Consider the following 12011-nt stretch of genomic DNA (forward strand, 5'->3'; position numbering starts at 1 on the left):
GGCTACGGTGCGGGCTCCACGTCCGTGTAGGCAAGCCCTTGGCTGCCCTGCACCTGCCAAGGGTTGGCGCCCCCGGTCTCGGTGAAGCGAAGCCCGTCGAAGCGCGAATCCTTCAGGCCATCGATCTTCACCGGGGCCGGCCCACTGAAGCGCACCCGCTCGAACACCAAGCCTTGGTGCCAGGCGCCATGGCTGCTATCGCCTTTCACCTCGATGGCGGCGGTGCGGGCGTTTTCCACGCTCACGTCACTGACCGTGATATCCCGGAACTGCCCCGCCACCGTCGAGCGTTTGTAATCGAGTTTGGCATTCGGGTCGTTGTAATCCAGGGTGAAGATGAAGGCCTGTTTCGCCGTGTTGCGGATGGCCGAATCCCGGAAGGTGACGTGGCGCGCACCACCGCCCATGAAGTTGGTGCTTTTCATGCGCAGCCCGGCATCGGTGCCATCCGAGACGTTGTCCTCGGCCAGGATGTTCTGAATCCACGCGCCGGTATGGCTGCCCGCCACGACCATGCCATGGCCTTTGCGGAAGTAGTTGTTGAAGATCCAGGCATCCTCCTGCGCCTTCTGGTGGACCGCATCCGCCCCGGTACCGGCGGCGAAGTTGACGCAGTCGTCACCGGTGTCGAAGAAGTTGTTGAACACCAGCGCGCCGCGGCTGTTGGCAAACTCGATACCGTCGCCGTTGTTGGCGTCGTAGGTACGGTGCGTGGTGTTGGCCAGCACCACATTCTGCGTCTCCAGGTTCATGATGCCGTGGTAGGCCGGGTTCACCACCGTGAAGCCGCCATAGAACACGTTCGTCACATTGCGCAGGGTGATCAGCGACGAGCGCATCTGCCCGTAGGCATCCTTGACGTTCATGCCCTCGGCCACCGCCCGCTCTACTTGCGCCTTGGCCAGCACGCCATCGTGCATGTAGCGGGTGTTGTCGCTGGGCAGGTAGAAGGGCAAGGCTTGCCCACGCTCGTCGAGCACATCCGGGTTACGCTTCCAGCCATTGCCGTCGATGGTGCCCTTGCCGACGATGCGGATGTTCTCGAAGGCCTGATGCGCATGGGGGTCGCGCGGCAAGGCATTGATCAGCGAAGCCGGGCGCACGGTGGTGGAATACGGGTACTGGATATAGCCCTGGCGCGGGTAGTCCTCGGCACGTTCGGAGCCCAACAGGGTAGCGCCCTCGGCGATTTCCAGGGTCATGTCGCTCTTGAGGTAGAGCGCCCCGCTCTTGTACGTGCCGGCAGGCAGCAACACCTTGCAGCCCTTGCTGCACGCATCGATGGCACGCTGGATAGCAGCCGTGTCGAGCGCCTTGCCATCGCCCTTGGCACCATAGCGCTGCACATTGAACAGGGCCGGTACGGCGGTGGTTCGCTGCACCACCACGGGGCTGTCAGCAGACTCTTTGCCATGGCGATCGACCGAGCGCACGGTGAAGCGGTACTCGGTATCGGGTGCAAGCCCTTGGGCGGTGAAGCTGTGAATGGCGATGCGGTGGTGGAAGTTGTGCAGGTCCTGCTCGTAGAACCGGTCGATGTAGGGTTTGGCCGGTGACACCTGATCGTTGTTGGCGTTGCTGGCACCCAGCAATCTGCCATTGGCATACACGTGGTAGTCGACGATTTCGGCATGGCTGGCGGGCTTTTCCCACACCAGGATGATCTGCCGGTCGTCGTAGGCCAGCGTCGGCACCTGGACCTTGGCAGGAGCCTCAACGGCCCACAGTGGCAAGCTGCTGCCCATGGCCAGGGCAGCCACGGCAGCACGCACCCGCGAAGCGGGCGCAGGGTTGGCATTCGGCATGTTCTTGTCTTCCTTGTAATTGCCGGGTTCAGGCCGACAGGGCCGGGGCGGCGTCGGCGCTGAAGTCGCGGCTGGCTTGCACCAGCATTCGGGTGTAATCGTGGGTGGCCTGGTCCTGGCTCAGCGCCCGGCAGTCCAGTTGCTCGACGATACGCCCCTGCTGCATCACCGCGACCTTGTCGCACAGGTGGCTGACCACACCCAGGTCGTGCGTCACCATCAGGTAGGTGAGCTTCTCGCGCTGGCGCAGGTCCGACAGCAGGTTGAGAATTTCTGCCTGCACCGACACGTCGAGGGCCGACGTGGGCTCATCGAGCAACAGCACCCTGGGCTCAAGAATCAACGCCCGGGCGATAGCCACGCGCTGACGCTGGCCGCCAGACAACTGGTGCGGGTAGCGGTAACGGTAGCTGTCGTTGAGGCCAACCTTGATGAGGATGTCGTTGATGCGATCGTTGCGCTCATCCATGCCGTGGATCACCAACGGCTCGCGCAGTGCAGTGTCGATGGTATGGCGCGGGTGCAGCGAACCATAGGGGTCCTGGAACACCATCTGCACCTTGCGAAAGTGTTCCTTGGGAAGCTTGTGCTGCAACGGTACACCGTCGATGCTCAGGGCCCCGCTCCAGTGCCGGTACTGGCCGGCCAGGCAGCGCAGCACCGTGGTCTTGCCAGAGCCGGACTCCCCTACCAGGCCAAAGGACTCGCCATCTTCGACACTCAGGTCGACATTGTGCAGCACCTGGTTGAGCGCGGCGCCAACGCCAAAGCTCAGGTTCAACGCGTGTGCTTGGATCATGGACATGGTCAGTTACCTCAGCAGGAGAGCCACAGCGGGTCGCGTTGCAACACAGGCAAACGCGGGCGGCGGTTGTCCATGCTTGGCAAGGCGGCCAGCAGGCCTCGGGTGTAGGGGTGTTCGGCACGGTGCAGGTCGCTGGCAGCCAGCGACTCCACCACGCGCCCGGCATACATCACCAGCACCCGGTCGCAGTAGTTGCGCACCAGGTTCAGGTCGTGGCTGACGAAAATCAGCCCCATCTGCTGCTCTACCACCAGCTCTTCGAGCACGTTGAGCACCTGCTGGCGTACCGACACATCCAGCGCCGAGGTCGGTTCGTCGGCAATGATCACTTCCGGGTTGGTGATGACCATCATCGCGATCATGATGCGCTGGCCCATGCCGCCGCTCACCTCATGCGGATAAAGGTCGTAGACGCGCTTCGGGTCGCGGATATGCACCTTGTCGAGCATCTGCAGCACCCGTTCACGGGCCTCGCTGCGGCTGGCCTTGTGGTGTGCCAGGTAGGCCTCGGCAATCTGGTCCCCCACACGTACCACCGGGTTGAGCGAGTACTTGGGGTCTTGCATGATCATCGAAATACGCTGGCCGCGAATTTTCTGCATGGCCTTTTCGCTGGCACTGAGCAGGTCGACATCGCCGAACTGCAGGGCCTTTGCGGTGATCTGCGCGCTGCCAGGGTGCAGCTTGAGCAAGCTGCGGCCAACCGTGGACTTGCCCGAGCCGGACTCACCGACGATGGCGAGCTTTTCCCGGCCCAGGGTGAACGACACATCACGCACCGCGTGCATCACTTTCTTGCCGTTGACGAAGCGCACATTGAGCGATTCGACATTGAGTTTGAGCGCTGACATAAAGCCTCCGGTTACTCGCTACGCGGGTCGAGAATGTCCCGCAGGCCATCGCCCAGCAGGTTGAACGCCAGGCTCACCACCATGATTGCCGCGCCCGGTACGGCTACCAGCCACCAGCACTCGAGCATGTAGCGCCGCCCGGTGGAGATCATCGCCCCCCACTCCGGCAACGGCGCCTGCGCACCCAGGCCGAGGAAGCCCAGCGCCGCCGCCGTGAGGATGATGCCGGCCATGTTCATGGTCAGGCGGATGATCACCGACGACAGGCACATCGGCACGATGTGGCGCAGGATGATGCGGGTCGACGACGCGCCCTGCAGCTCGACAGCCACCACGAAGTCGGCCTTGCGCAGCGACAGGGTTTCGGCGCGGGCCAGCCGTGCGATCGGTGGCCAGGAGGTTAACGCGATAGCCACCACCGCATGCTCAAGGCCAGGGCCCAGTGCAGCGATGAAGGCCAGCGCCAGCACCAGGCTGGGGAACGAAATGAAAATGTCGGTGACGCGCATGAACACGGTATCGACAATGCCGCCGAAATAGCCCGACACCGTGCCGATGAACAGCCCGATGGGGCCGACGATGACCGTCACCAGGGCGATGATGTAGAGGGTGATGCGGGCACCGTAGACCAGCCGACTGAAGATGTCCCGCCCGTATTCGTCGGTGCCGAACCAGTGCGCGGCACTGGGTGCCTGCAAGGCGTTGGCGAGGTTCTGGATGACCGGGTCGTGGGTGGCGATCCACGGCGCGAACGCCGCCACCACGACCAGCAGCAAGGCCACCAGCAGGCCTGCCAGGGTCATCGGGTTGCGCACCAGCAGGCGCAGCACCCTAAGGCTGCTGTTGCCAAGGGCCTCAAGGCTGGACGCGGGGGCGTCGGCCTGCCGCTTGGCGGTGGTTTCGGTGGAAGAGATGTTGGCAATCATCGGCATGTTCTCGATGTGGAGTCATGGCCACTCGGGGTACCCGCAGGTGCCCCGGGTGGTACTCAACGTTGCTTGTAGACGCCCAGGTAGCGGGTGGCCTCGGCGTCATCGCCGCTGAAGCCCTTGACGTCGGCTGCGCTCACGGCGGTGTCGGTCATCTGGGAAATCATCATGATCGGCCCCACCTCGTCGTCGTACAGCTTCTGCGCCTGCTGGTACATGCCCAGGCGTTTGGCCGCGTCGCGCTCGACACCTACCCGGTCGATCAGGTCATTCAGCGGGGGGCTGAAGAACGACGCTCGCCAGCCCTGGAAGTTGGGCAAGCCAGCGCTGTCACTGTTGTCGGGGTTGTAGACGAAGGTGCGCAGGCTGAAATACGGGTGCGGGTAACGCTCGGCGCCCCGCGCCACGATCATTTCAAAGTTGCGCGCGCGCATGGCGCCATACACCTGGTTGCCGGTACCGGTGACGATACTGGCCTTGATGCCACCCTCGGCCAGGGTCGACTGCATGCGTGCGGCGATATCGATGAAGGGCGGTTCGGACAGCGTGCGGATGGTTGTGCTGAAACCTTGTGGGTAGCCCGCCTCGGCCAGCAGTGCCTTGGCTTTGGCAACATCCAGCTTGTAGCCAGGGTCGGGCAACCGGGCCTCGAGCCCAAGCTGCATCGGTTGCTGGTTGAGCTTGCCGTAATGCGGCATCACCTGCTGGTCCAGGCCCTGGTAGTCGATCAGGTTGCGCACCGCTTCGCGGACTTTGCGGTTGGCGAACTCCGGTTGTTTCATGCTCATCGCGACGTAGTACATGGTGCCGCGCTGCAGAGCCTGTACCTGGAGTTTGTCCGAGCTTTCAATGGCCTTGATATCCGGCGCCGCCATGCCATAGGCCAGGTCCAGGTCGCCGCGCTCGAGCATCAGGCGCAGCGATTGCGACTCGGTCATGTGGCGAACCAGCACTCGTTTCATCTTGGCCGGGCCTGCCCAGTAACCGTCGAAGCGGGTCATCACCAGCGCATCGTTGGCGCTCCACTTGGTCAGGGTGAACGGCCCACTGCCCGCCTCGTTGGTGACCAGCCAGGCCGCGCCCAGGTCGCCGTTCTTCTCATGCTTGAGCACTTGCTGGCGGTCGACCACCACAGCGCTGGGCGACACGGCCAGCGAGTCGATCACCAGCAAAGGGTCTACCGGCTGCGGCAGGTCGACCACCAGGGTATGGCTATCGGTCGCGCGGATCAGCGTTTGAATGTTATCGACACTGTAGCCGTAGGCCTTCCAGGTGGTGGCCAGGCCATAGTTGAGCTTCATCACCCGGTACAGCGACCAGGCCACATCCTCGGCAGTGAGCGGGTTGCCGGAATGGAACGTGACATCAGTGCGCAGGTGGAAGGTGATCTGCTTGCCGTCTTCGCTGATATCCCAGCGTTCGGCCAGTTGCGGCAGGTGCTTGTCCGGGCTGCCCTGGTCGCGCTTGATGAGTGTGTCGTAGAGGTTGGCGTTGATGCCAGAGGCATCCAGGCCGGGGGCGTTGGCCGGGTCGATGGAGAACAGGTTGACCATGCTCATACCAACGATCAGCTGGTCGGCAGGGGTTTTCGCCTGCACCGCAGCGAGCGGGCCGAGCAGCAGCGCCGCGCCCAGCACAGCCATGCGCAGCGGCGGGAATACAGTCTTCATGGGGCATCCTTCTTTTTATAGTTATTCAATGTGTTCACGCTGATTGGGGGCTAGCGGGTCCTTGGGTCGAACACCTTGTACAGGGCGTCGCTGATCAGGTTGAGTGCGACGAAAATCAGGCCGATGATCAGCACGCAGCCCATCACCGCGTTCATGTCACCGAGCATCAGGCTGCTGGTGAGGTACTGGCCGAAGCCGGGCCAGGCAAACACGGTTTCGATCAACACAGCCCCTTCCAGCAGTGAGCCATAGGCCAGGGCGACCACCGTGAGCAACTGCACGAGGATGTTGCGGAACGCGTGGTTCCAGACCACCTGGCGCCGTGACAGCCCCTTGACCCTGGCGGTGATGATGTATTCCTGCGACAGCTGCTCGAGCATGAAGCTGCGGGTCATGCGGCTGATGTAGGCCACCGAGTTCAGCCCCAGGATCAACGCCGGCAGGACGATATGGCGCAACGCGCTGGTGAAGGCCTCCCAGTCACGCGCCAGCGCCGTGTCGATCAACAGCAGGCCGGTAACCTCATCGACCATGCCGTCATAGGCCAGGTCGATGCGCCCTGCCCCACCCGCCCAACCCAGCCAGGCATAGAACACCAGCAGGCCCATCATGCCGACCCAGAAAATGGGCGTGGAATAGCCGAACAGGGTAATCACCCGCGCCACGTGGTCGCCGACCCGGCCCTGGTTGCTGGCCGCGACCACCCCCAACGGCAGGCCGATCAGCACGCCGAACAGGATTGCCAGGGTCGCCAGTTCGATGGTGGCCGGGAACACGCGCTTGATGTCTTCAAGCACCGGGTGGCCGGTGAGCAGCGCATTGCCGAAGTCGCCATGCAGCAGGTCGTTCAGGTAGAGCCCGAACTGGACCCAGATCGGTTTGTCCAGGCCCATCGCCCGGTACACCTGGTCGTAGGTGGAGCTGTCGGCATCCGGGCCGACCACTGCCAGCACCGGGTCCAGCGGCATGACCCGTCCGATGAAGAACGTCAGTGCCAGCAGGCCAAGCAAGGTCACCAGCACCGTGCTGGCCCGGCGAGCGGTGCCCGAGACACGGGCACCCATTACAGAGGCAGTCGAAGCAAACATAACAAGCTCCTGAAAAAGCATTCACCAATCACGCAGGCTTTGCCTCAACGCGACTTGTAGACGTCTTTGTAACGGGTGGTGGCCGCGGTATGGCCCTGGTAGTCCTGCACATCGTGGTAGAGCACCACGGTGTCGGTCATCTGCGACACAGGCAGGATGGCCCCCACCTGCTCGTCCAGGGTTTTCTGGATTTGCTGGTACTGAGCCAGTTGCTGCGCCTTGTCGGGCTCGACTTCCGCCTGCTCGATCAGGCGGTTCAGCTCGGGGCTGTAGAACGAGGTACGCCAGCCCTGGAAGTTGCTCAGCTTGGCTTCGTCACGGTTGTCCGGGTTGTACACCAGGGTGCGCAGGCTTGAATGCGGGTGCCGCTCAGCGCCACCACCACCGCGCCCGACCAGGATGTCGAAGCTGCGCTCACGCATGGCACCGTAGATCTGGTTGCCGGTACCGGTGACGATGGTGGCCTTGATACCGGCCTGGGCCAGGGTCGACTGCAGGCTGGACGCAATGTTGATGAAGGGCGGCTCGGTGAGCACGCGGATGGTGGTCTTGAAACCCTCGGGGTAACCGGCTTCGGCCAGCAGCTTTTTCGCTTCGGCCACGTTCAGGGCATAGCCCGGATCATCCAGCCGTGCTGGCAGGCCAAGCGGTAGCGGGCGCTGATTGAGCTGCCCATAGTGCGGCATCACCGTCTGGTTGATGCCTTGATAGTCGATCAGCGAACGCACCGCCCGGCGTACGCGCACATCGTCGTAGGGCTTGTTCTTCACGCTGAGGGCTACGTAGTACAGGGTCCCGCGCTGCACGGTCTGGGTGCGAACGTTGTCAGACTTCTCCAGCGCTTCGATGTCTGGCGCGGACATGCCCTTGGCCAGGTCCAGGTCACCCCGCTCCACCATCAAGCGCAGTGACTGCGACTCGGTCATGTTGCGCATCACAATGCGCTTGAGCTTGGCCGGGCCGCCCCAGTACCCGTCAAAACGGTTCATCAGGATGACATCGTTGGCGCGCCACTCCTTGAGCACGAACGGCCCGCTGCCCGCCGCGTGGGTGGTCAGCCAGGCACCGCCCATGTCATCGCCCTTCTGGTGCTGCTGCACCACCTTGCGGTCGAGGATGAAAGCGCTGGGCGAGGTTGCCAGGGTATTGAGCACCAGCAACGGGTCAGTCGGCCGTGGCAGCTCGATGACGAAAGTAGCGTCATCGACAGCGCGCATGTGCTGGTCGACATTGCCGGCAGAAAAACCGTAGGCCTTCCAGGTCGACGCCAAGGCCAGGTTGAGTTTGAGTACACGCTGCAGCGACCAGGCGACATCCTCGGCACTTAGCGGGTTACCGGACTGGAACGTCACGCCCTTGCGCAGGTTGAACGTGAGGGTCTTGCGGTCATCGCTGACCTGCCAGCTTTCTGCCAGGGCCGGCAGCAGTCGGTCCGGCTGGCGCACGTCCTGCACCAGCAGCATGTCGTAGAGGTTGGCATTGACCTCGGACACATCCAGCCCGGTGGCTGCCGCCGGGTCGAGGGACAGCAGGTTGATCATGCTCATGCCGACGATCAACTGATCGGCCGGGGTTTTCGCAAAAGCAGCAGGTACCGAGGTCAGCGCCAGAGACGCAGCAAAGACCCCCGCCCAGAGTGTGGGGATAACGCTCATGTGAGATCGCCTTCTTATAGTTATTGGACGCTCGGGCGGCACGCAGCGACGCGTGCCGCCATGACGAATCAGAAGCTCTGCAGCGTATTGGTTTCGACGTAGTCGAAGTCGATGTCCTCACCCAGGCCCGGCAAGTTCGACAGGTGCACGAAACCGTCTTCGTCCATCGGGTCGACCAGGCGTTTGAGGTAGGCAGGTACCTCGTCATAGTCAAGGTATGGATGCAGCAGGCCGCGCTCGTACCAGGTGCAGTTCTTGATCGCCCCCACGACCGCCAGGTTGGCGGCACCGTTGCCATGGATCTCGCAATCCATGCCGAACGATTCGGCCATGTGCGCAACCTTCAGGCACGGTGCAATGCCCCCCACACCGGCAACCCCCGCACGCAGGATGTCGCACACATCGTTCTTCACCCAGCTGGCCCGGCTCAGGTGCTTGCCGCCGAGGCTTTCCGGGCCAAGCACCGGGATATCCAGCTGCCCGGCCAGCCAGGCGTAGGACTCGGCGGAGTCTTCCATCATCGGCTCTTCGAACCAGGCGAAGTCGAGCTTTTCCAGGGCGCGGCCGATGGTGAGGGCTTCGGTACGGCTGTACCAGTGATAGCCATCGATCATCAGCGCGATGTCCGGGCCCACAGCCTCGCGTACGGCGGCGCATGCCTTGATGTCCATGCTCACGCTGGGCGCGAACGACACCGGTGGCATCCAGGTGTGCAGCTTGATGGCCTTGTAGCCGCGCTTGACCAGGGTTTCGGCGAAGCGGCCGTACTCCTCCGGCGTCGACAGGCCGCCCGGCAACTCATCACCACACATGGTCGAGCCGTAGGCCGGCACCTTGTCGCGGTAGCCGCCAATCAGCTTGTGCACGGGCAGGTTCAGCTTGCGCCCGGCCCAGTCCCACAGCGCCTGCTCGACCAGGGCCAGGGCGCGGTCAGTCAGCTGGCTGGCGCTGCCGCGCTGCCAGTGGGCCAGGTCATGCCAGATTTTTTCACGGTCGAAGGCATTGGCACCAACCAGCACCTTGCGCACGAAATTATCCAGCACATAAGGGCGAATGAGTTCGGGCGCACCCAGCGCATAGCCTTCGCTGCCGCACTCGGTCCTGATGCGCAGCAGGGCCATCTTGGCCTGGGTCACATCACCTGGGTGGGCATGGCCGGCGCTGTCTACGGCGCGGCGCGTGGGGTAGGAAAACACCTGGACGTTTACAGCAGTAATGATCATGGACGTCTGAGCCTTCTTATTGGATTTGTGGCGGGTGAGTCACGCTCTGGAGGTCATCCTACGTCATCATACAACATTTGAAAAGCATGACTTTTAAGTCGCCAAAAACCCCGATTCATGATGCTTACGGCAATCATGAGAACCCCATCACAAAGCATTGCTATAGCTGAAAACACCGAAATAGAGCCATCAACACAAGTGATCAGACAACATTTCAATAATTCGTAGACAGCCCCACGGTCGTACGATAACTTATTTGAAAAATCACGGAGCGCTCACCACCTCACCCCACCTTGCTCACACGCCTCATCACGTCCTCAACAAAAACAAAAAAAGAGATCGCATGAACATCACACTTCGCCGCCTCATCGCCGCCAGTACGCTCGGCCTGTCGTTCTACGCCTGCGCGGACTCCGCCAGCATCAACTACCGGCACGGCTTCACCGAAGACGACAGCATTCACTCCGACCGGATAAAGCTGAGTTACCGCAAGGACAGCGGCCTGGGGTTTGCCGCAGAAATCAAATACAAGACTGCCGGCGACCGCGAAGACGTCGCCTACGACAACATGGTCAACAACGGCCATGAGTTCACCGTGGACTACAACTACAAGACGAGCCCCAAGTCGACCTGGACCCCCGCCTTCCAGATGGACAGCTCCAAGGATGCGACCACCTACAAATTCGGCTTGAAGTACAGCTACAAGCTCAGCGACACCTGGTATGTCTCCACCCGCGTGCGCCACGACGCACGTAGCCTCGACCGGGACCAGGTCGACCACAGCAAGGCTGACCGCGCCAAGGACGACCAGAACACCACCCGCCTTGAAGGCTGGCTCGGCTACACCCCCAGCGGCCCGTGGGCATTCGAGTACCAGTACATCCACTTCACCACCGACTACATCCGCTACGACAACAAGAAGCGCGACTACGAGCAGAACCTGATCATCAAGTACAAGCTCAACAAGCAGTGGGCACCGTTCATGGAAGTGGGTGACATCAAGGTCAACAGCTACACGGACGATCGCCAGGCCCGTTGGCGCCTGGGCATCCAGTACAACTTCCTGTAAGGGCAACCGCCCGCCCATGCCGGTGTCGTTCCCGCACGGCACCTTCATGCCGTTTCAGTAAAAGGCCCCAAGACAATGACCACGATCACACGCAAACCCTTCAACCGCCTGCTGCTCACCGGTGCCGCCGGCGGGCTCGGACAAGTGCTTCGCGAAGCACTGCAAGCGCACGCCACCATCGTGCGCGCATCAGACATCAGCCCCATGGCAACAGCTACGGGCGAGCATGAAGAAGTCATCAACTGCAACCTGGCGGACAAGGCCGGCGTACTGGCCCTGGCCAAGGATGTAGACGCCATCGTGCACCTGGGCGGCATCTCCACCGAGCGTGCCTTCGAAGAGATTCTGCAAGCCAACATCGTCGGCACCTTCCACATCTATGAGGCCGCCCGTAAGCACGGCATCAAACGCGTGGTATTTGCCAGCTCCAACCATGTCACCGGCTTTTACCCCCAGGACGAACAAGTGGATGCGCATTCGCCGCGCCGGCCAGACTGCTATTACGGGCTGTCGAAGGCCTACGGCGAAGACCTGGCGACGTTCTACTTCCATCGCTACGGCATCGAAACGGTCAGCCTGCGCATCGGCTCTTCATTCCCCGAACCCCGCAATGTGCGCATGTTGTCCACCTGGCTGAGCTACGGCGACCTGGCACACCTGGTGGAGCGCGCATTGCTGGCCGAGAACGTTGGCCACACCGTGGTGTATGGCGTCTCGGCCAACCGCGACCTGTGGTGGAGCAACCGCTACGCCGCACACCTGGATTTCAACCCGAAAGACAGTTCCGAACGCTTCCGCGCAGCACTGGAGCAGCAGCCAAAACCCGCAGCAAATGACCCGACGGCCCATCTGCAAGGTGGCGCCTTCACCGCTGCCGGCCCTTTTGGCGACTGAACCCTGATAGAGCGCAGACTGC

10 protein-coding genes are annotated in these 12011 nt (G+C 62.4%); 2 read left to right on the plus strand and 8 right to left on the minus strand.

Going from position 1 to position 12011, the window contains the following annotated elements:
* Nucleotides 1–2: 2 nt before the first annotated feature.
* The 8 genes from QQ992_RS18090 to QQ992_RS18125 all read right to left on the minus strand — a co-directional run bounded on the left by QQ992_RS18090 (nt 3) and on the right by QQ992_RS18125 (nt 10026).
* Entirely contained in the window at nt 3–1805 is a 1803-nt protein-coding gene (locus QQ992_RS18090; RefSeq protein WP_286110567.1) for a glycoside hydrolase family 28 protein, read from the minus strand.
* Nucleotides 1806–1833: 28 nt separating this feature from the next.
* Nucleotides 1834–2610 carry an ABC transporter ATP-binding protein gene (locus QQ992_RS18095; protein ID WP_025753685.1) on the minus strand — a complete coding sequence of 259 codons (777 nt, stop codon included), beginning with the start codon at nt 2608–2610 and terminating at the stop codon, nt 1834–1836.
* A gap of 11 nt (nt 2611–2621) precedes the next feature.
* A complete protein-coding gene (locus tag QQ992_RS18100; protein WP_119369472.1) occupies nt 2622–3461 on the minus strand; it encodes an ABC transporter ATP-binding protein in 840 nt (279 codons plus the stop codon).
* 11 nt (nt 3462–3472) lie between these two features.
* A complete protein-coding gene (locus QQ992_RS18105; RefSeq protein ID WP_119369471.1) occupies nt 3473–4387 on the minus strand; it encodes an ABC transporter permease in 915 nt (304 codons plus the stop codon).
* Between the two features lie 62 nt (nt 4388–4449).
* Nucleotides 4450–6060: an ABC transporter substrate-binding protein gene (locus tag QQ992_RS18110; protein ID WP_286110568.1), complete on the minus strand. Its 1611-nt coding sequence runs from the start codon at nt 6058–6060 to the stop codon at nt 4450–4452.
* A gap of 50 nt (nt 6061–6110) precedes the next feature.
* Complete coding sequence (locus QQ992_RS18115) at nt 6111–7124, minus strand: ABC transporter permease (protein WP_016711470.1); 1014 nt, start codon at nt 7122–7124, stop codon at nt 6111–6113.
* A gap of 68 nt (nt 7125–7192) precedes the next feature.
* A complete protein-coding gene (locus tag QQ992_RS18120; protein ID WP_286110569.1) occupies nt 7193–8803 on the minus strand; it encodes an ABC transporter substrate-binding protein in 1611 nt (536 codons plus the stop codon).
* A 68-nt stretch (nt 8804–8871) separates the two neighbouring features.
* Nucleotides 8872–10026 (minus strand): mandelate racemase family protein, encoded by a 1155-nt coding sequence (locus tag QQ992_RS18125; RefSeq protein ID WP_286110570.1) that lies wholly within the window; start codon nt 10024–10026, stop codon nt 8872–8874.
* A gap of 343 nt (nt 10027–10369) precedes the next feature.
* Between QQ992_RS18125 and QQ992_RS18130 the strand changes: the two genes are divergently transcribed.
* Together QQ992_RS18130 and QQ992_RS18135 are read left to right on the plus strand one after the other, a co-directional pair.
* Nucleotides 10370–11095, plus strand: coding sequence for an oligogalacturonate-specific porin KdgM family protein (locus QQ992_RS18130; RefSeq protein WP_286110571.1), 726 nt, complete (start codon nt 10370–10372; stop codon nt 11093–11095).
* Between the two features lie 75 nt (nt 11096–11170).
* Nucleotides 11171–11989: an NAD-dependent epimerase/dehydratase family protein gene (locus tag QQ992_RS18135; protein WP_286110572.1), complete on the plus strand. Its 819-nt coding sequence runs from the start codon at nt 11171–11173 to the stop codon at nt 11987–11989.
* The last annotated feature ends 22 nt before the right edge of the window (nt 11990–12011 follow it).

The organism is Pseudomonas kurunegalensis (assembly GCF_030291635.1).
GTDB lineage: Bacteria > Pseudomonadota > Gammaproteobacteria > Pseudomonadales > Pseudomonadaceae > Aquipseudomonas > Aquipseudomonas monteilii.

Excerpts from the sequence above, each read along its gene's own strand:
- QQ992_RS18095 (WP_025753685.1), bottom strand. The coding sequence starts at position 2,610 with ATGTCCATGATCCAAGCACACGCGTTGAACCTGAGCTTTGGCGTTGGC.
- QQ992_RS18135 (WP_286110572.1), top strand. The coding sequence starts at position 11,171 with ATGACCACGATCACACGCAAACCCTTCAACCGCCTGCTGCTCACCGGT.
- QQ992_RS18105 (WP_119369471.1), bottom strand. The coding sequence starts at position 4,387 with ATGATTGCCAACATCTCTTCCACCGAAACCACCGCCAAGCGGCAGGCC.
- QQ992_RS18110 (WP_286110568.1), bottom strand. The coding sequence starts at position 6,060 with ATGAAGACTGTATTCCCGCCGCTGCGCATGGCTGTGCTGGGCGCGGCG.
- QQ992_RS18125 (WP_286110570.1), bottom strand. The coding sequence starts at position 10,026 with ATGATCATTACTGCTGTAAACGTCCAGGTGTTTTCCTACCCCACGCGC.
- QQ992_RS18120 (WP_286110569.1), bottom strand. The coding sequence starts at position 8,803 with ATGAGCGTTATCCCCACACTCTGGGCGGGGGTCTTTGCTGCGTCTCTG.
- QQ992_RS18090 (WP_286110567.1), bottom strand. The coding sequence starts at position 1,805 with ATGCCGAATGCCAACCCTGCGCCCGCTTCGCGGGTGCGTGCTGCCGTG.
- QQ992_RS18100 (WP_119369472.1), bottom strand. The coding sequence starts at position 3,461 with ATGTCAGCGCTCAAACTCAATGTCGAATCGCTCAATGTGCGCTTCGTC.
- QQ992_RS18130 (WP_286110571.1), top strand. The coding sequence starts at position 10,370 with ATGAACATCACACTTCGCCGCCTCATCGCCGCCAGTACGCTCGGCCTG.
- QQ992_RS18115 (WP_016711470.1), bottom strand. The coding sequence starts at position 7,124 with ATGGGTGCCCGTGTCTCGGGCACCGCTCGCCGGGCCAGCACGGTGCTG.